Annotated in this window: 18 protein-coding genes; 15 read left to right on the top strand and 3 right to left on the bottom strand. The window is 66.3% G+C overall.

Features of this window, described 5'->3' with window-relative positions:
- Positions 1-4 precede the first annotated feature (4 nt).
- The 7 genes from ACETK3_RS03060 (at position 5) to ACETK3_RS03030 (ending at position 7,877) form a co-directional block, all read left to right on the top strand.
- The gene (locus ACETK3_RS03060; RefSeq protein WP_373992490.1) at positions 5-2,041 is read left to right on the top strand and encodes a bifunctional aldolase/short-chain dehydrogenase; all 2,037 of its coding nucleotides are present in this window, start codon (positions 5-7) and stop codon (positions 2,039-2,041) included.
- Complete coding sequence (locus tag ACETK3_RS03055; RefSeq protein ID WP_373992489.1) at positions 2,038-3,507, top strand: rhamnulokinase family protein; 1,470 nt, start codon at positions 2,038-2,040, stop codon at positions 3,505-3,507. The genes ACETK3_RS03060 and ACETK3_RS03055 overlap by 4 nt, the downstream gene beginning before the upstream one ends.
- A 2-nt stretch (positions 3,508-3,509) precedes the next feature.
- The gene (locus tag ACETK3_RS03050; RefSeq protein WP_373992488.1) at positions 3,510-4,529 is read left to right on the top strand and encodes an acetylxylan esterase; all 1,020 of its coding nucleotides are present in this window, start codon (positions 3,510-3,512) and stop codon (positions 4,527-4,529) included.
- A gap of 49 nt (positions 4,530-4,578) precedes the next feature.
- Positions 4,579-5,904 carry a glycoside-pentoside-hexuronide (GPH):cation symporter gene (locus ACETK3_RS03045; protein ID WP_236820413.1) on the top strand — a complete coding sequence of 442 codons (1,326 nt, stop codon included), beginning with the start codon at positions 4,579-4,581 and terminating at the stop codon, positions 5,902-5,904.
- Between the two features lie 234 nt (positions 5,905-6,138).
- On the top strand, positions 6,139-7,260 hold the full coding sequence (locus ACETK3_RS03040; protein WP_237428885.1) for a 3-deoxy-7-phosphoheptulonate synthase: 1,122 nt from the start codon (positions 6,139-6,141) through the stop codon (positions 7,258-7,260).
- 154 nt (positions 7,261-7,414) lie between these two features.
- Positions 7,415-7,627, top strand: a complete 213-nt coding sequence (locus tag ACETK3_RS03035) for a helix-turn-helix domain-containing protein (protein WP_043452394.1) — start codon at positions 7,415-7,417, stop codon at positions 7,625-7,627.
- Positions 7,628-7,778: 151 nt separating this feature from the next.
- Positions 7,779-7,877: a 30S ribosomal protein bS22 gene (locus ACETK3_RS03030; RefSeq protein WP_003792170.1), complete on the top strand. Its 99-nt coding sequence runs from the start codon at positions 7,779-7,781 to the stop codon at positions 7,875-7,877.
- 68 nt (positions 7,878-7,945) lie between these two features.
- Here the strand turns inward: ACETK3_RS03030 and ACETK3_RS03025 are convergent, their stop codons facing one another.
- On the bottom strand, positions 7,946-8,764 hold the full coding sequence (locus ACETK3_RS03025; RefSeq protein WP_373992487.1) for an HAD family hydrolase: 819 nt from the start codon (positions 8,762-8,764) through the stop codon (positions 7,946-7,948).
- Between the two features lie 78 nt (positions 8,765-8,842).
- Between ACETK3_RS03025 and ACETK3_RS03020 the strand changes: the two genes are divergently transcribed.
- Both ACETK3_RS03020 and ACETK3_RS03015 read left to right on the top strand, forming a co-directional pair.
- A complete protein-coding gene (locus ACETK3_RS03020; protein ID WP_142132722.1) occupies positions 8,843-9,097 on the top strand; it encodes a glutaredoxin family protein in 255 nt (84 codons plus the stop codon).
- A gap of 11 nt (positions 9,098-9,108) precedes the next feature.
- Positions 9,109-9,813: a redox-sensing transcriptional repressor Rex gene (locus ACETK3_RS03015; RefSeq protein WP_236799515.1), complete on the top strand. Its 705-nt coding sequence runs from the start codon at positions 9,109-9,111 to the stop codon at positions 9,811-9,813.
- A gap of 74 nt (positions 9,814-9,887) precedes the next feature.
- Here the strand turns inward: ACETK3_RS03015 and ACETK3_RS03010 are convergent, their stop codons facing one another.
- Both ACETK3_RS03010 and ACETK3_RS03005 read right to left on the bottom strand, forming a co-directional pair.
- Positions 9,888-10,670, bottom strand: a complete 783-nt coding sequence (locus ACETK3_RS03010) for a Yip1 family protein (RefSeq protein WP_237428882.1) — start codon at positions 10,668-10,670, stop codon at positions 9,888-9,890.
- Between the two features lie 203 nt (positions 10,671-10,873).
- Positions 10,874-11,422 (bottom strand): YceI family protein, encoded by a 549-nt coding sequence (locus ACETK3_RS03005; protein WP_236799513.1) that lies wholly within the window; start codon positions 11,420-11,422, stop codon positions 10,874-10,876.
- A 203-nt stretch (positions 11,423-11,625) separates the two neighbouring features.
- Here ACETK3_RS03005 and ACETK3_RS03000 point away from each other — a divergent pair, with 203 nt between their 5' ends.
- From ACETK3_RS03000 to ACETK3_RS02975, 6 genes are all read left to right on the top strand, one after another.
- Entirely contained in the window at positions 11,626-12,306 is a 681-nt protein-coding gene (locus ACETK3_RS03000; RefSeq protein ID WP_237428881.1) for a histidine phosphatase family protein, read from the top strand.
- Between the two features lie 2 nt (positions 12,307-12,308).
- Entirely contained in the window at positions 12,309-12,920 is a 612-nt protein-coding gene (locus ACETK3_RS02995; RefSeq protein WP_237428880.1) for a TlpA disulfide reductase family protein, read from the top strand.
- A gap of 15 nt (positions 12,921-12,935) precedes the next feature.
- Entirely contained in the window at positions 12,936-13,691 is a 756-nt protein-coding gene (locus ACETK3_RS02990; protein ID WP_236799511.1) for a cytochrome c biogenesis CcdA family protein, read from the top strand.
- Positions 13,691-15,490 (top strand): cytochrome c biogenesis protein ResB, encoded by a 1,800-nt coding sequence (locus ACETK3_RS02985; protein ID WP_237428879.1) that lies wholly within the window; start codon positions 13,691-13,693, stop codon positions 15,488-15,490. The genes ACETK3_RS02990 and ACETK3_RS02985 overlap by 1 nt, the downstream gene beginning before the upstream one ends.
- Positions 15,490-16,575 carry a c-type cytochrome biogenesis protein CcsB gene (ccsB, locus tag ACETK3_RS02980; protein WP_236799509.1) on the top strand — a complete coding sequence of 362 codons (1,086 nt, stop codon included), beginning with the start codon at positions 15,490-15,492 and terminating at the stop codon, positions 16,573-16,575. The genes ACETK3_RS02985 and ccsB overlap by 1 nt, the downstream gene beginning before the upstream one ends.
- Before the next feature lie 188 nt (positions 16,576-16,763).
- Positions 16,764-18,956, top strand: a complete 2,193-nt coding sequence (locus ACETK3_RS02975; RefSeq protein ID WP_373992543.1) for an Hsp70 family protein — start codon at positions 16,764-16,766, stop codon at positions 18,954-18,956.

Raw genomic sequence — 18,956 nt, 5'->3', positions numbered from 1 at the left:
AGTTATGACGAACAAGACTGTTGAAGACCTGATTTCCCGTTCCAACCGCCTGGGCGCGGACAAGCGGAACACCAACTTCGCCGGCGGTAACACCTCGGCCAAGGGCACCGAAAAGGACCCGGTGACGGGTGAGGATGTCCAGCTGCTGTGGGTCAAGGGCTCGGGCGGGGACTTGGGCACCCTGAAGGAGCAGAACCTGGCGGTGCTGCGCCTTGACCGGTTGAACGCTTTGAAGGGCGTTTACCCGGGCGTGGAGCGCGAGGATGAGATGGTGGCAGCGTTCGATTACTGCCTGCACGGCAAGGGCGGAGCCGCCCCCTCGATCGATACCGCCATGCACGGCCTGGTTGATGCCGCACATGTGGACCACCTGCACCCGGACTCGGGCATCGCCATTGCGACGGCGGCGGATGGCGAGGCCCTGACCACCAAGATCTTCGGCAACAAGGTGGTGTGGGTGCCCTGGCGCCGCCCCGGCTTCCAGCTGGGCCTGGACATCGCCGCGATCAAGGACGCCAACCCGCAGGCCATCGGCACCATCCTGGGCGGCCATGGCATCACCGCCTGGGGTGCCACCAGCGACGAGGCAGAGCAGAACTCGCTGTGGATCATCGAGCAGGCCGAAAAATACATCAGGGACAACGGCAAGGCTGAACCCTTCGGGCCCAAGCTGCCCGGGTACGGTGCGCTGCCGGAGGCCGAGCGCCGCGCCAAGGCGGCAGCCCTGGCACCGGTGATCCGCGGCCTGGCCTCCACGGACAAACCGCAGCTGGGGCACTTCAGCGATGATGCCGTCGTCCTTGACTTCCTGGAAGCCGCGGAGCACCCACGGCTCGGAGCGCTGGGCACCTCCTGCCCGGACCACTTCCTGCGCACCAAGGTCAAGCCGCTCATCCTGGACCTGCCGGCGGACGCCTCCCTTGAGGAGTCGATCGCGCGGCTGCACGAACTGCACGCGGACTACCGCGAGGACTACCAGGCCTACTACGACCGTCATGCGGACGGAAACAGCCCTGCCCTGCGCGGAGCGGACCCGGCCATCGTGCTGGTCCCGGGCGTGGGCATGTTCTCCTTCGGCGCGAACAAGCAGACCGCCCGGGTTGCCGGCGAGTTCTACATCAACGCGATCAACGTGATGCAAGGCGCCGAGGCGATCTCCACCTACGCCCCGATCGAGGAATCCGAGAAGTTCCGCATCGAGTACTGGGCGCTGGAGGAGGCCAAGCTGGCGCGGATGCCCAAGCCCAAGTCGCACGCCACCCGCATCGCGCTGGTGACCGGTGCCGCGTCCGGCATTGGCAAGGCCATCGCCACCCGCCTCACCGCCGAAGGCGCCTGCGTGGTCATCGCGGACCTGAACCTGGAGAACGCGCAGAAGGTCGCCGAGGAACTCGGCGGCTCCGATGTTGCCATTGGCGTCCAGGCTGACGTGACGGACGAAGCCCAGGTCGCGGCGGCGATCGACGCCGCCGTGCTGGCATTCGGCGGGGTGGACCTGGTGGTCAACAACGCCGGCCTGTCCATCTCCAAGCCGCTGCTGGAAACCACCGAAAAGGACTGGGACCTGCAGCACAACGTCATGGCCAAGGGTTCGTTCCTGGTGGCCAAGGCCGCCGCGAAGGTCATGATTGCCCAGGGAATGGGCGGGGACATCATCTACATCTCCTCCAAGAACTCGGTGTTCGCCGGGCCCAACAACATCGCCTACTCCGCCACCAAGGCAGACCAGGCCCACCAGGTCAGGCTGCTCGCGGCCGAACTGGGCGAACATGGCATCCGTGTCAACGGCATCAACCCCGACGGCGTGGTCCGCGGCTCCGGGATCTTCGCCGGCGGCTGGGGCGCCAAGCGCGCCGCGGTCTACGGCGTCGACGAGGAGAAACTGGGTGAGTACTACGCCCAGCGCACCCTGCTCAAGCGCGAAGTCCTGCCCGAGCACGTGGCCAACGCCGCCGCCGTCCTGACCAGCAACGAACTGTCCCACACCACCGGCCTGCACATTCCCGTGGACGCCGGGGTGGCGGCGGCCTTCCTCCGGTGAGCACGTCTTCGAACGGTGTCGACGGCGGCGTGTTCGCCGCCGTCGACATCGGCGCCTCCTCCGGCCGCGTGATCCTTGGCCGCGCCAGCGGGAGCGGAATATCGCTGCAGACCGTCCACCGCTTTCCCAACGGCGTGGTGGAGCACGACGGCGGCCTCCGCTGGGACTTCGACGCCCTGTTCACGGAAGTCCTTGCCGGCCTTCGGACCGCGGCCACCGTGGCCTCGGCGCAGGGCGAAACGATTGCCAGTATTGGCATCGACACCTGGGCTGTGGACTACGGACTGGTCAACAAGGCCGGCGAGCTCGTGGCCCAGCCCTTCAGCTACCGGGACGACCGCAGCCGGGCCGCCGTCGCGCCCGTGCATGCCAAGCTGGACCCGAGCCGGCTGTACCAGACCTCAGGCCTGCAGTTCCTGCAGTTCAACACCATCTACCAGCTGGCCACCGAACGCGGCCTGGACGGGCTGCAGGCACTCCTCATCCCGGACCTGATCGCCTTCCGGCTCACCGGCGTGCGGCGGACAGAGGCCACCAACGCCTCCACCACCGGGCTGTTCGACGCCGTGGCAGGGGAGTGGGCCACCGAATTCTTCACGGCGCTGGGCTTGCGGAAGGACCTGTTCCCGCCCCTGATCCAGCCCGGTGAAACTGTCGGCACGCTGCTGCCGGAGATCGCCGCGCAGGTGGGGCTCCTGCAGGACACGAAGGTGGTGGCCGTCGGCTCGCACGACACCGCGTCCGCCGTCGCCGCAGTCCCCGCACAGGGCGAAAACTTTGCCTACATCTCCTCAGGCACGTGGTCGCTGGTGGGGCTGGAACTGAAGCATCCGGTCCTGACCGAGGCCAGCCGGGAAGCGAACTTCACCAATGAACGCGGGGTGGACGGCACCACCCGCTACCTGCGGAATGTGGGCGGACTGTGGCTGCTGAGCGAATGCCAGCGCACCTGGGCATCGGAAGGGTTCAAACCCGACCTCACGGCCCTGCTGGCCGCGGCCGCCGCTTTGCCCGCCGGCGGCCCCCGGATCAACGCCGACGATGCGTACTTCATCGCCCCGGACAACATGCCGGAGCGCATCCGTGCGGCAGTCCGGCGCACCGGCGATGTCCTGTCCAGCGAACCGGCAGCCATCACCCGCTGCATCATGGACAGCCTTGCGGCCGGCTACGCCAGGACCATCACTGCTGCGGAACGCCTCGCCGGCCGTTCCGTGGACGTGGTGCACGTGGTGGGCGGCGGCTCCCAGAACGCCCTGCTTTGCCAGCTCACGGCCAACGCCACCGGACGTCCCGTCGTCGCCGGGCCGGTCGAAGCCACCGCCCTGGGCAACGTGCTGGTCCAGGCCCGGGCCGCCGGGGCCGTTGCCGGCGGACTGGCCGAGCTCCGCCGGATCGTCGCCACCGGGACCAGCCTGGACCGGTACCAACCACTTGTCGCTGCGCGCCAGGGATGCGTGAATTAGGAATGCCCCTTTTCGACCTCCCCCTCGCCCAGCTGCGCAGCTATACCTCCGGGGTCACGCCACCGGGGGACCTCCAGGCGTTTTGGGATGCCACGGTGGGGGAAGCGCGGGCGTATCCACTGGACGCCACTTTCGAACCGGTGGAGAACTACCTGACCGTGATCGACACCTTCGACGCCACGTTCTCCGGCTTTGGCGGCGCGCCCATCAAAGGTTGGCTGCACCTGCCGGCCAACCGGGAGGCAGGCGCCCGGCTGCCGGTGGTAGTGACCTACATTGGCTATTCCGGCGGCCGTGGCCTGGCCAACCAGGACACGCGCTGGGCGCAGGCCGGGTACGCGCACTTCATTATGGACACCCGCGGCCAGGGGTACGGCGGCCTGGTGGGTGACACGGCTGATCCGCATCCGTCCGCGGGCGACGTGGCGCATGCTGGCCTGATGACGAGGGGCATCTCGAGCCGGGAGGATTACTACTACCGCCGTGTCTACGTGGACGCCTTCCGCGCGGTGGAGGCCGCCCAGGCCCACCCCGCCGTCGATCCTGCCAAAGTGGTGCTGGCCGGTGTCAGCCAGGGCGGCGGCCTGGTGGTGGCCACGGCGGGGCTCACCGCGGGACGGCTCGACGGCGTCATCGCCGCGCTGCCCGACGTTCCGTTCCTGCAGGACTTCCCCCGCGCCATCGACATCACCCCACGGGGACCGTACCCGGAGATCGCCCAGTTCCTGGCCCGGCACCGGGAGCGCTACGACGACATCCTCGCCGTCCTCAACTACTTCGACGGCGTCAACCTGGCCCGGTACGCCACGGCGCCGGCGCTGTACTCGGCTGCCCAGATGGACGATATCTGCCCACCGTCCACCGTCTTCGCCAGCTTCAATGCCTACGGCTCCGGAACATCCGGCGCATCCGCCACCGGAGCTGTAAAGGACATCGAGGTGTACCGGTTCAACAACCACGAAGGCGGCCAGGAACATCACTGGATCCGGCAGCTGGTGTTTCTGCGCAAGATTCTGGGGTAGATTCCTGTTCGAATGAGAAAGCGTTTTCTCATTCGGGGGACAGGGAGCAATGAAGCCTTTGAACAGGGCCGCAATCGTAGGCTATGGCGCCGGCGATGCAGCCAACAGCATGATCATCAGCACCGCCAACATGTTCCTGCTGGTCTACTACACGGATGTGGCCGGGATCGGCGCGGCGGCTGCCGGCACCCTGCTGGTAGTCGCGCGGGTGTTCAATGCCTTCACGGACATCGCCGCGGGCAGGATCGTTGACCGCTTCCACAGCCCCCGGTGGGGAAAGTTCCGCCCCTTCCTGATCTTCGGGTTCATACCACTGGTGCTGGGCGTAGCCGTGTTCCACGTGCCCGACGTCGAGCCATCACTGAAACTCCTCTACGCCTACTGCACCTATTTCCTGGTCTGCCTTGCCTACAGCCTGGTTAACGTCCCGTACGGCTGCCTGGTGGGGGCCATGACCCAGGACCCCCGCGATCGGGCCAGGCTTGCCGGAGCGCGGACCATCGGCGGGCTCTCCGTGGGGGCGACGCTGGGGTTCTTCGTGGCACCGCTCCTGGGCGGGGGAGGGGACGTCCAGCAGATCTTCACCGTGATGACCCTGGTCTTCGCGGTTCTGGGTTCCGGGCTCTATGTGTTCACCGGGATCGCCTGCCGGGAACGAGTGGCCGGCAGCGTCCCCAAAATCACCTGGCGCCAGACCATCGAAGCACTCAGGGTCAATTCGCCGCTGGTGGTCCTGTGCCTTGCCTCCGTGCTGCTGGTGACGGGCAACTCCGCCACCGTGGCCGCCCAGTTCTACTACCTGCGCGATGTCCTGTCCCGCCTGGACCTCTTTCCCCTGATGGCCGCAACACAGGTGGTCATCACCCTGGCACTCGCCGTGCTGATGCCCCGCCCAGTGGCCAAATGGGGCAAGAAGGCAGTGTTCACCGTCGGCTGCCTGCTCGGCGCCGCAGGCGGACTGGTGGTTTTCCTGGTGCCGGCGGAAGCACCCTGGCCGGCGGTGGCCGGGATGGTCCTGGCCCAGCTTTCAGCCGCAACGATCAGCATCCTCACCTGGGCACTAATCGCGGACACCGTGGAATACGGCGAATGGAAGACCGGCGTCAGGGTCCAGGGCATCAACTACGCCCTCCTGGCTGCCACCCGGAAGCTGGGCATGGGTTTCGGCGGAGGATTGGTGGCCTTCGCGCTCGCGTGGGGCGGCTACTCCTCATCAGTCCAGGAGCAGGCGGCCCCGACCCTTACCGCCATCCGCGCCGCTGCCGGACTGTTGCCCGCCGCCCTGGTGCTGGCCGCCGTCGTCATCATGTCCTGGTACCGCCTCACTGACCAAAAGCACGCCGAACTGGTGGCGGGCCTTCAGGAATCGCGATGAAGGGAATGTGACGCACTGATTTTGCGGCTGCGTGCACCCGGGTTTATGGTCTCTTCCATGACTAACCGTTGGTATGCGTATTTTTCGTTGGCTCTGGAGGGGCCCGCGTCTAACTGACACGCATCCAGCATTCCTTCAGAGCCAACAGGGCAGAGATCATTCTCTGCCCTTCGCCGTTTCTCCGGCGGGTTCTGAAATCCGGGCCCGCTTCCCATCTGGAACAGGACCCCGAACATGAGCACCGCAACAGCAGCAGCCCCCGCCACCGAGACCAAGTCCACCTCGAACCTGCGCGTCAGCGAATTCACCCCGCTGCCCACCCCCTCCGAACTCCTCGCCGAACTGCCGCTGGACGCCCGCGCCGCTGCCGTCGTCGAACGCGGACGGGACGAGGTGCGCGCCATCATGGACGGCGTGGACGACCGCCTGCTGGTCATTGTTGGCCCCTGTTCCATCCATGACCCCAAGGCGGGGCTGGAGTACGCCCGCCGGCTGGTCAGCCAGGCCGAAAAGCACAAGGAAGACCTGCTGATCGTCATGCGGACCTACTTCGAAAAGCCGCGTACCACCGTGGGTTGGAAGGGCCTGATCAACGATCCACGGCTGGATGGCAGCCACGACATGGTTACCGGCCTCCGCACGGCCCGGCAGTTCCTGCAGCAGGTCACTGCGCTGGGCCTTCCCACTGCTACCGAATTCCTGGAACCGATCAGCCCCCAGTACATGGCCGACCTCATCTCGTGGGGTGCCATCGGTGCCCGCACCACCGAAAGCCAGATCCACCGGCAGCTTGCCTCCGGATTGTCCATGCCCATCGGCTTCAAGAACGGGACCGACGGCGGCCTGCAGGTGGCCATCGACGCCTGCGGGGCAGCGGCGGCGGCCCAGGCGTTCCTGGGGATCGACGGCGAGGGCCGGGCCGCGCTGGTGGCAACGGCCGGAAACCCCGACACCCACGTCATCCTCCGCGGCGGCCGCAAGGGGCCCAACTACTCAGCGGCCGACGTCGAACGCGCCTCCAACGAACTGGCGGGCAAGGGACTGAATCCCCGCCTTATCGTCGACGCCAGCCACGCCAATAGCGGCAAGAGCCACCACCGGCAGGCCGAGGTGGCATTGGAGATCGGCGCCCAGTTGGAAGACGGCGGGACCGCAGCGCGCGCGGTGGCCGGCGTCATGCTGGAAAGCTTCCTGGTGGGCGGGGCGCAGAACCTGGACGTCGCTGACCATGCAGCAGGGCGCGCTGAACTGGTCTACGGCCAAAGCGTCACGGATGCCTGCATGGACTGGGATGTCTCCGCGTCTGTCCTGGAGCAGCTGGCGGCATCGGCACGGAAGCGCCGGGGGTCGAATTAGGGGATGAAATAGGGGGCCCGCCACTTTCACATCTGCCACAGGAACATCTAGAGTATCTACTTAGGTGGTTGGTGGATGGCTCAGCATCGGAACACCGCATTGGCACGTACCTGGGGTCACTGTTGTCCATCCGTCAGCAAAGGAAAATAGGGAAATGTCGGCAGAACAGAACTTCTCCAACGCGAAGTTCCTGACCGTGGCTGAAGTGGCCGAGGTCATGCGCGTCTCCAAAATGACTGTCTACCGGCTGGTGCACTCGGGCGAAATGCCGGCAGTGCGCTTCGGCCGCTCCTACCGGGTCCCCGAAAACGCCGTTGAACAGTACCTTAAGGGTGCTGTCGTGGACGGTCACACCGAGACGGCCTGAGGCAGCCTGTCCTGAGCCGCTCCCAATAGGCGGTACCCTGTTAAGGAACGTTTTACGTCATTGTAAGAATCTGTCAGTTGTTCAGTTCGTAGCTATGTCCGCGGACATTCTCCATCAGACAGGTACTGCATCTAGTTTGTAAGGAACTTTCGTGGGTTCAGTTATTAAGAAGCGTCGCAAGCGTATGGCCAAGAAGAAGCACCGCAAGTTGCTTCGCAAGACCCGTCACCAGCGCCGCAACAAGAAGTAGAAATACTTCCAACAGCGTGCAAATGCCCGTCGCCTTCCGAGGCGGCGGGCATTTTGTTTGTTACCGGGCTACGCCCGCGGGCCGCGCATCCGGGCGAAGCCCTTCCAAAGGCCGTAAATCGCACCGCCAAAAGTGGCTGCCTTGAGGCCGAACGTGGCAGCGCGGCGGCCGGCGCGGAAGTCGTAGACCGGCCAGTTCCGGTCCCGCGCGTGGCGGCGCAGCTTGGCGTCCGGGTTGATGGCCACGGGGTGCCCCACCAGCGACAGCAGCGGGACGTCGTTGAAGGAGTCGCTGTAGGCCCAGCAGCGCTTGAGGTCCAGGCCCTCCTCGTCGGCGATGGCCTGGACGGCTACGGCCTTCGCCGAGCCGTGCAGGATGTCTCCCACCAGGCGGCCGGTGTACATGCCGTCCGACACTTCGCCCACCGTCCCCAGGGCTCCGGTCAGTCCCAGGCGGGTGGAGATCACGGTGGCCACCTCAATGGGCGTGGCCGTTACCAGCCAGACGCGGCGGCCCACCCTGAGGTGCTGCTCCGCCAGTGCCTTGGCGCCCGGCCAGATCCGCGAGGCGATCATCTCGTCGTAGACTTCTTCACCCAGGGCCTTGATGTCGTCAACGGTGATCCCGGCGGCCAGCGTCAGGGCCGAATCCCGCACGGCATGGACGTCATCGATGTTCTCCCCGCGGGCCACGAACTTGAACTGCTTCCATGCGAAGCCGGCGGCCTGGGCCAGGGTAAAGGCTCCGCGCTGGTGCATCTTGCGTGCCACATGGAAGAGGCTGGCCCCGCGCATCAAGGTGTTGTCCACGTCGAAAAACGCCGCTTCGCCCGGCTGCGGCTCGGCAACCGGGCGCGTGACTACGGCGACGTATTTCTCCTCGGGCATGGTGTTGAGTCTAGTCAATCCGCTGGCCTGCCGCCGTCGGCGTCACCGGCAGCACGCGAACGGCGATACCGTTAAGCCATGGCTACACCCCGCGTCGTCCTGGTCACCAAAGCTGACTGCCACCTTTGCGAAGACGCGCGCGACGCCGTCAGCCGGGTCACTGCCTCATTGGGCCTTACCTGGAGCGAAGAGTTGGTGGACAACCAGCCCGAGCTGCGGGAGCGCTACGCCGAGGAAATCCCGGTGGTGCTGGTGGACGGCGTACAGCGCGACTTCTGGAAAATCGACGAAACCCGGCTGGAACGCGTGCTGCAGCGCGCCATGGCCCAGTAAGGGGAGTGCCGGTGACCTCCCTGGATTCCACGCCGCAGCCGCTTCCCGACCTTCCAGCTGCGACGGGCACGCCGCCCAAGCAGATACCGCCCGCAGCCGTAGCCCGGCTGACCCTCTACCTCCGCGCCCTGAACACCCTGCTGGCTGAGGGCGTGGAGCGCGTCTCCTCCGAATCGCTGGCTGAAGCCTCAGGGGTCAGTTCCTCAACCCTGCGCAAGGACCTGTCCTATGTGGGATCGTACGGAACCAGGGGTGTTGGCTACGAGGTGCAGTACCTCAGCCGTCATATCGCGGCAGCGCTTGGACTGACGCACGACTGGAAAGTGGCTATCGTCGGTGCCGGCAACCTCGGCAAGGCGCTGGCGCGGTACGGCGGCTTCGAGTCCCGCGGGTTCGACGTCGTGGCCATTTTCGACGCCGACCAGATGGTGGTGGGCAGCGAGGTGGGATGGCTGCGGGTCAGCGACGTCGCGGACCTCGAAACAGTCCTGCACCGCACCGGGGCCAACATGGTGGTGCTGGCGCTGCCGGCCGCCGTGGCCCAGGACGTCTGCGACCGGGTGGTGGCGGCGGGCGTCCACAGCGTCCTGAGCTTCGCCCCGGTGATGCTGCAGGTTCCCGACGGCGTCAACCTCCGCAAGGTGGACATGGCCACCGAACTCCAGATCCTGGCCTACCACGCGCAGCGGGCCCAGACACCCGGACAGACAGCCTAGCGCTGGCTTAACGCAGGCGGCCCGGGACGCATTGCTGCGTCCCGGGCCGCCTGTTTGCCAGCAGACGTGCTGGGTTACCGCCCGTAAGGGTTGCCGAACCCACCCGAGTACGGGTTGGCGAAAGGCTGCTGCTTCCGGAAGTACGGGGCAGCTGCAGGCAGGTAAAGCAGCACAATGGCCACGATGCCCAGGACAGTTCCAAGCGTTCCGAGGGAGGGAACCCCAAACAGGCCGAAAATGGACAGCGCTGCAAAGACCGTCCCCAGGATGCGGGCCCAGTTCTTGCCCTTGCGGATGAAGAAGGCCACCAGCAGGTAGAGCGCGGCGCCGATGATGGCAAAGACCACCAGCGTGCCGGCGATGACGCTCTTGATGCTGTCGTAGCTGATGTCTGTTCCGCTCGACTGCATCTGCTGTTCAAAGAGCTGCCGGAACTGGGGGTCGTCCAGCTGGGTGAGCCCGAGGAGCATGCCGATGACGAAAATGGCGGCCGACGCAATCAGCAGCCAGAAGGAGATGTTCACAAGCTGGGGGACGCCGTTGCTTCCGGCGGGCTGCGGCTGCTCCGAGGGGTACTGGGCGTAAGGGGACTGTCCATACGGCGACTGGCCGAACTGGGACTGGCCGTAGCCGGGAGCCTGCGACCCATACTGCGGTGCATTCTGGCCGTACTGGGGTGCATTTTGGCCGTACTGCGGTGCTGCCGGCGGCTGCGAGCCGTACTGCGGAGCGTTTTGGCCGTACTGCGGAGCGTTCTGGCCGTAGCGCGGCTGGGCTCCGGACTGGTCGTTGCCGGATTGTCCGGGGCTGGTGCGCGGGTCTTCGGACCCGGGAGGCGGGACGGGAGGAGTACTCATGGGCGTTCCTTCTGCAGGGTCGGGATCCAGTTAGGCTGCCGGGAATCGGTCCTCAGCCTTCCCCCCAGCATGGCTTAAGTCCACCGTACCCCCGGCGGGCGGCGTTGTGGATCATTCGGGAGGTGTTGATGCACCGCGTTTGCAGGTTAAACACGGCACCCCGGCCGTGCCGTGCAGGCGGGCCGGGGTGCCGTGAAGGGGAATTAGGCTGCGGGAGCGATGAAGGCGAGTTCCAGGTTGATGGCAACCTTGTCGCTGACCAGCACGCCGCCGGTTTCCAGGACGGCGTTCCAGGTCAGGCCGAAGTCCTTGCGGCTGATGGTGGTCTCGGCGGAGACGCCGGCGCGGGTGTTGCCGAACGGGTCCACGGCCACGCCGTTGAACTCGGTTTCCAGGGTCACCGGACGGGTAACACCCTTGATGGTCAGGTCGCCGGTGAGTTCGTAGCTGTTGCCCTTGGCCACGAGGCCGTTGGAGACGAAGGAGATCTCGGGGAACTTCTCCACGTCGAAGAAATCCCCGCCCTTGACGTGGCCGTCGCGGTTGGCGTCGCCGGAGTCAAAGCTGGCGGTCTTGATGGTGGCGTTGATCTTGGAATCGACCACGTCCTCGGCCAGGTCCAGGGTGGCGGCGGCTTCGGTGAACTGCCCACGTACCTTGCTGATGCCGGCGTGGCGGACGGTGAAGCCAATCTCGCTGTGGGAGTTGTCCAGGGTCCAGGTGCCGGTGGTGACGTCTGCGGGAAGTGCCATGATGTTGCTCCTTGTATAGCTGTGTCTGTGGTGATCCTGCTGTTGAAGCTTCATAAGTTGAAGTCTCAACTAACTTGCTGCATTCAGTATAAACATGCATTTGCATGTTTTGTTCCCGGGTCCGGAACATTTCTCCAAAAACTTCAGTTCTACTGAACGTAGAAGATTTCGGATCGCGCGCCATCTTTGAGAAACTGGTAAACATGCCCCAAGCCACTGTCCATCTGCTCCGCCACGGCGAGGTCCATAATCCCGACGGCGTTCTCTACGGGCGGCTCCCGGATTTCCACCTTTCCGAGTTGGGGCAGGAGATGGCCCGCATGCTTGCGGAGTACTTCCGGCAGCGCGCCGAGCACGGAGCCCGCATCACCTACCTCGCCGCCTCTCCGCTCGAGCGTGCGCAGGAAACTGCACGGCCGACGTCGGAAGCCCTGCAGCTGCAGATCCACACAGACGAGCGGATCATCGAAGCGGAAAACTACTTCGAGGGCATGAAAGTCACCAAAGGTGAACTGCGCCGGCCACGGCACTGGCCGCACCTGGTCAACCCGCTGCGCCCGTCCTGGGGTGAGCCGTACAAGCAGCAGGCGGCGCGGGTGGCAGCGGCTGCGCAGGACGCGCGCCGGAAGGCGATTGAACTTGCGGCCGGCGATTTTGGCGCAGAAGGCCCTGAGGCCATCCTGGTCAGCCACCAGCTGCCCATCTGGGCCACCCGGCTGAGCGCGGAAGGGCGGCCTTTGTGGCACGATCCCCGCAAGCGCGAGTGCACCCTGACTTCCGTTACGTCCCTGGTCTTCGACGACGCCGGCTCGCTGTTGCGGGTTGAGTACAGCGAACCCGCAGCATCCCTTCTTCCCGGTGCCGCCAGCACCCCTGGAGCCTAGTAGTGAGCAACAGCAACCTTCCCTCGCGCCGCAGCCTGCTCGCTGCCGGCGGCGTGGCGCTGACCGCGCTGACCCTTGGCCTGTCCGGCTGTGCCCAGGAGGATGCTTTGGCCAAGCAGGCCAAGGCGGGGGACAACAAGAACTACGTTGCCGGTGACGGCTCCGTGACCGAATTCGCCGCTGCGGACCGCAAGGAAGCCGTGCAGATCCAGGGTGCCCTCTTCAACGGCACCGCCGTCACGCCTGCCGACTTCCAGGGCAAGGTGAGCGTCCTGAACTTCTGGTTCGCAGCCTGCGCCCCCTGCCGCGTGGAAGCGCCGCTCCTTGAAGCCCTGCACCAGGAGTTCAAGGACCAGGGCGTCCAGTTCTTCGGCGTCAACCTCCGGGATGAGAAGCCAACGGCGGAGGCGTTCGAAAAGACCTTCCACCTGACCTACCCCAGCTTCGACGACAAGGACGGCGCCGTCCTGCTGTCCGTGTCCGGCCTGGTGCCGCCCGGAGCCGTGCCCACCACCCTGGTCCTGGACAAGCAGGGGCGGGTGGCCTCCCGCGTCCTCGGCGAGATCGAGAAGGGCACCCTAAAGGCCCTCATCACCGCCGCAGTGGCGGAATAGGAACAGGCCGGGACCGTGAACAGCCCCTTCGCCGAAGCCATCCTCAGCGGCTCCATCCTGCTGGCCATCCCGGTGGCACTGCTCGCCGGGCTGGTCTCCTTCCTTTCGCCCTGCGTCCTCCCGCTGGTACCCGGTTATCTGGGATACGTGACCGGCCTGAGCGGCGTGGACCTGGAAAAGCAAAAACGCGGCCGCATGCTGGCAGGCATCGGATTGTTCGTCCTGGGCTTCTCGGTGATCTTCGTCCTGCTGGGCGGCGCGTTCGGCCAGCTGGGCACGCTCATCACCGGCAGCCAGAACGCCTGGATCACCCAGCTTCTGGGCATCCTGGTGATCATTATGGGCATCGTGTTCATGGGCGGCTTCAGCTGGCTCCAGCGGGACGCAAAAATCCATGCCAAGCCGCCCGCCGGTCTCTGGGGTGCCCCGCTGCTGGGCCTGACCTTCGGGCTGGGCTGGGCGCCGTGCATCGGCCCCACCTACTCAGCCGTGCAGCTGCTGAGCCTCTCCGGCGGGTCCTCAGCCGCCAAGGGCGCTTTCCTGGCATTCGTGTACAGCCTGGGGCTGGGCATTCCGTTCCTGCTGATCGCACTGGCCCTGCGCCGGGGGATGGGCGTGATGGCGTTCTTCCGCAAGCACCGCCTGGCCATCCAGCGGACCGGTGGCGGAATCCTGGTGGTCCTGGGGCTGCTGATGGCCACCGGCGTGTGGGGTGCCTGGGTGACCGGGCTGCAGTACTGGTTCCAAACCGATGTGAAGTTGCCGATCTGATGAGCGAGCGTGTGAAGGTAAAAAAGAAGCAATCCGCCCCTGTTGCCGAGGCGAAGGCCCAGGCCGCCCTCCCGGCGCTGGGACCCAGGGGCATGCTCCGGTGGGCCTGGACCCAGCTGACCAGCATGCGGACTGCGCTGTTCCTCCTGCTGCTCCTCGCCGTCGCCGCCGTCCCCGGGTCGCTGTTCCCGCAGCGGCCCGCCAACCCGGCCACGGTGACCCAGTACATCAAGGACCATCCGGAGTACGGCAAGCTGCTGGACTCCCTGCAGCTCTACGACGTCTACTCCTCCGTATGGTTCTCCGCGATCTACCTGCTGCTGTTCATCTCGCTGATCGGCTGCGTGGTGCCGCGGGCCATCGCCCATTACAAGGCCGTGCGCTCCCAGCCGCCGCGTACCCCGCAGCGCCTGTCCCGGCTGCCGGAATACGGCACATTGGTGATTCCCTCGGGCGCCGGAATCCCGGCGTCGGACGCCATCAACGGTGCGGCTGGGTTGCTGCGGAAACGCGGCTACCGGGTGGAGGTCAGGGATGCCGAGGGCGCGCTTCCGTCCATGGGTGCCGAGCGCGGCTTCATGAAGGAAGTGGGCAACCTGGTGTTCCACACCTCGCTCATCGGTGTGCTGGTCTCCGTGGCCGCCGGCGGTCTCTTCGGCTACAGCGGCCAGCGGATCCTGGTGGAGGGCGACACGTTCGTGAACACCCTGGTGGGCTACGACCAGTTCAACCCCGGCACCAACTTCCAGTCCAGCCAGCTGCAGCCGTACTCGCTCCAGTTGGACAAATTCAACATCACCTTCGACCGCGAATCGAAGGGCAAGTTCGGCCAGCCCATCGACTTTGCCGCCACTGTCACCACCAAGGAGAATCCGGAGGCTCCGCCGAAGCAGGAAATCCTGAAGGTCAACGACCCCGTGAGCCTGGGCGGCACCAGCATCTACCTGACCGGCAACGGCTATGCGCCGGTGGTGACAGTCCGTGACGGAGCGGGCAACGTCGCCATGCAGGGCCCGGTGGTGGCCAAGCTGCAGGGCGAGAACTACTACTCCTCCGTGGTGATCAAGGTCCCCGACGCCAAGCCGGACCAGCTCGGGTTCGTGGGCTTCTTCCTCCCCACGGCGTTCGTCACGGACAAGAATATTTCGTTCAGCGCCGATCCCGAGCTGTTCAACCCGCAGCTGACCCTGAACTCGTACTACGGCGACCTTGGCTTGAACACGGGTGCGCCGCAAAACGTCTTCGAGCTGGATGTCAAGAACCTGACGCCACTGAACGCCAGGAACCTGGCGGCAGGCGGCATCACGCTGGCCCCCGGCTCCACCTACACCCTGCCGGACGGCAAGGGCACCATCAGTTTCGATGGCGTGAAGCGCTACATCGGCGTGGACATCCACCACAACCCGGGACAGCTCTCCGCCCTGGTGTTCGCCCTCCTGGCCGTGGCCGGCCTGATCCTGTCGCTCTACGTCAACCGCCGCCGCGTCTGGGTCCGTACGGGCACAGCCGCTGACGGCCGCACCATGGTGGAGTACGGGCTCCTGGCCCGCGGCGAGGACCACCGCCTGGCCGGTGAGGCGGCGGCACTCCGGAAGCTGTTCACCGCAGAGTGGCAGCTGCCTGAAGGCACTGACTCTGAAGGTGCTGTGTCCGAAGACACCGCTCCGTCCCAGCAAACTCCCAGCCGGGCAGGCGATAATGTCGCAGGCTCCGTCGATAACGCGGCAGGCTCCGCTGAAACTGGCGCCGGCTCCGTCACCACCCCAGCAGGCCCCACCGGGCCCGAAAAGGACCAGTAATGCCATTTGGAATCAACGAAACCATGGGCCAGTACAGCGAACTCTTCATGCTGCTGGCGGCGGGTACCTACACGGTGGCCTTCATCGCCTTCGCCTGGGACCTGGCCAAGAGCAGCAAGGCGCTGCGCGCGGTGGACCTCAAGGCCGCCCAGGCCGGGACCGCCGCCAAGGTTCCCGTAGCGGCAGGAGTGGGTGCAGGTTCTGCCGGGGCCCGCCTGGACGGGCCTGCCGACCGGGCCGAGCGCCCGTCGTCGTCCGCCAAGGCCGGCGGAGCAGGAACTGGCAGTGTCGTAACGGCCGACGGCGACATGAAGTACGCCGCGGAGCGCCGGGTCCCGGCGCGGGTGGCCGTAGCCCTGACCATCCTCGCCGCCGTCATCCACGGGGCCGGCGTGGTCACCCGTGCACTGGGCGCGGGCCGCGTGCCGTGGGGCAACATGTACGAATTCCTTACCACCGGCGCATTCCTCGTGGCAGCCGTTTTCCTTCTTTCGCTGATCCGCCGCGACCTCCGCTTCCTGGGCACCTTCGTGGTGGGCCTGGTGATCATCATGCTGGTGGCGGCCTCGGTGGCCTTCTGGACCCCCGTGGGTCACCTGGTTCCCGCCCTGCAGAGCTACTGGCTGGTCATCCACGTCTCCATCGCGGTGCTTTCCTCGGCACTGTTCACCCTGACTTTCGCCATGTCCGCCCTGCAGCTGGTGCAGTCCCACCGGCAGAAGACCGTGGCCGCGGACGGCACCGACAAGCTCGGTTTCATGCGCCTGGTGCCCTCAGCGCTGAGCCTGGAGAACCTGTCCTACCGCATCAACGCCATCGCTTTCATCGGCTGGACCTTCACGCTGATGTTCGGTGCCATCTGGGCCGAGAAGGCTTGGGGCCGGTTCTGGGGCTGGGACACCAAGGAAGTGTGGACCTTCGTCATCTGGGTCGTCTACGCCGGCTACCTGCACGCCCGTGCCACCCGCGGCTGGACCGGAACCCGCGCCGCATGGCTGTCGATCGTGGGCTACCTCTGCGTGATCTTCAACTTCACCATCGTGAACACGTTGTTCAACGGGCTCCACTCCTACTCGGGCCTCTAAGCTGCGCCTTAAGACCCGCTGGTTTTACGGGTCTTAAGGCCCGAAATCGATCGGTGATACGGCAGCCACCTGCCGTATCACCATTCGTTGTAGCAACAGGGGTGTTCCCCGGTCCCTGTGAATGCTAATTTGGTGACTGTTCACTGTGATGAAGCTTGCATGTGGACCACCAGCCTTTCGAGGTCACCATGAGCTACGCCCTCGCCGTAGACGTCGGGACGAGTTTCACGGCAGCCGCGGTTGTACGCTTTCACCAAGGTGCTTCCCCCGTGCCCGAGTGCCTTCCCCTCGGCGCCCGTGGAGCGTCCGTCCCCTCCGTGCTGTACTACCCGGAGGAAGGCACTGTCCTGGTGGGCGAGGCCGCCGAACGCCGCGGGCTGGACACACCGGAGCGAGTGGTCCGGGAATTCAAGCGCCGGATTGGCGACGACGTACCCATCATCCTGGGCAGCCTGGCGCTGCAGCCTGAGGACGTCTTCGCCACCATGGCCCGGTGGGTGGCAGACCGCGCCGCCGAACGTGAAGGGGGCCCGGCGTCGGCCTTCGTCCTTACCCACCCTGCAGCCTGGGGCAGCCACCGCCTGTCCGTGGTGCGGGACGCCCTCAGTTCCCACGGGCTGGAGAACGTGACACTCCTCCCCGAACCGGAGGCCGCGGCCCTGCACTACGCGTCGCAGGTGCGGGTGGAGGAAGGCAGCACCATCGCCGTTTACGACCTCGGTGGCGGCACCTTCGATACCGCTGTCCTGCGGAAGTCCGGCAGCAGTCGCTTTGAACTCGTGGGACGCCCGGAGGGAATCGAAGACCTGGGCGGAGCCGACTTTGACGCTGCGGTCTTCCGCTACGTGGCAGGCCACAGCGGGAACGCACTGGACAGCCTCGACGCCACCGACCCCGTGGTGCTTGGCGCCCTGACGCGGTTACGGCGCGAATGCGTGGAGGCCAAGGAAGCCCTGTCCGCTGACAGCGAGGCAAGTATCCCGGTACTCCTGCCGGGCGTCCAGCAGCAGGTCCGCCTGGTCCGTTCCGAGTTCGAAGCGCTGATCGAAGAGCCCGTGCGGGAAACGGTGGCGGCACTGGAACACTCCCTGGCCCAACTGCACCTTGAGCCGGAAGACCTGTCCACGGTGCTGCTGATCGGGGGCTCGTCCCGAATCCCCTTGGTGGCACAGCTGGTGTCCGAGCAGCTGGGCCGGCCCATCGCGGTGGACGCCGACCCGAAGTCCTCCATCTGCCTCGGCGCCGCCGTGGCGGCGCTCCTGGCACACACCGCTGCCGCAAAGGCATCGGCGTCGGCGGAAGCTGAGGCGGTCGAAACTGAAGCGGCACTGGCCGGGCCGGGATCAAGCGGAGCGGACGCTGATGAGGCGCGTGCCGCCGTCGTGCCTTCCGGCGCGCCACCTGGAACGGGCCACCCCGGACGGCCCAGCTGGTCGCGTAAATATTCGACGGCGGGAGGAGCCATTGCCGCGCCCTCCCGCAGTGCGCTGCACGGGAAAGGGGGCGCGCACGCCCCGAAACCCACGGTCCGGGTCACGGCCGTCGCCGCGGCCGCTGCCGTCCTTACGGTCCTTACCGCCACTGCCGCCCAAAGTCCGGATGGCTTCGGGAGCCTGACCGCGATGTTCGTGCCGCAGGCAGGGGCCAGCACCACGGGTGGATCCACCGGGGGAGGGACAACTGAAGCGCCCGATCCAGGGGGAGCAGCAGTGGTTGCCGTTCCCCATCCCCTTGCGGGCGTTGAAGCCAGCGCCACGAAGCCGCTCAGCCAGGAGCCCGGACCCGCTGCCTACGCACCGCCCGCCGGAAAGCCGGCGAGCAGCGGCGACGGGAACGCCCCCGGTGGGGCGAAGGCCGGTGGACCCGCTGCGGGAGCTCCCCTGACTACGCTGTCCGGCTCCGGTGCGGCCGGCACCGGCATCATTCCGGATTCCATTGCCACTGTCACCGCAAGCCCTACCGACCTCTCGCAGCCTCTCCCGACCAGTCCTGCAACCTCCGTCCCCGCGTCCCCTGCCACTACTGCAGCCGGGACCACAACGTCCCCGCCCACATCGCCTGCCCCGTCATCGTCCGGCACGGCCTCGCCCGGCACATCACCAGGGGTGACAAGTAGTCCCACGCTTAGTCCCACTCTCAATTCCGGTCCAGTTCCCACGGACACAGGCACCGCGACGCCGACCAGCGAGAGCGCGTCTCCCAGCATGACGCCTGCAACAATGTCAGCCGCCGGCCCCACTGGCGATGCGCTCGTCACGCCAACGGCCACCGAGCTGACTCCCACACCTGCCGTTGCGCCTGCACCTACGCCCGAGGAGATCACCACTGCCTCCACTGAGACTGCCGTCGCCACGGCCACGACCACAGCTCCGGCGGCCTGA

Origin of the sequence: Arthrobacter sp. E44 (assembly GCF_041877125.1) — a bacterium.
Taxonomy (GTDB): domain Bacteria; phylum Actinomycetota; class Actinomycetes; order Actinomycetales; family Micrococcaceae; genus Arthrobacter.
The sequence above is the reverse complement of the archived record's forward strand: the minus strand, read 5'-3'. Positions and strand labels throughout refer to the sequence as shown.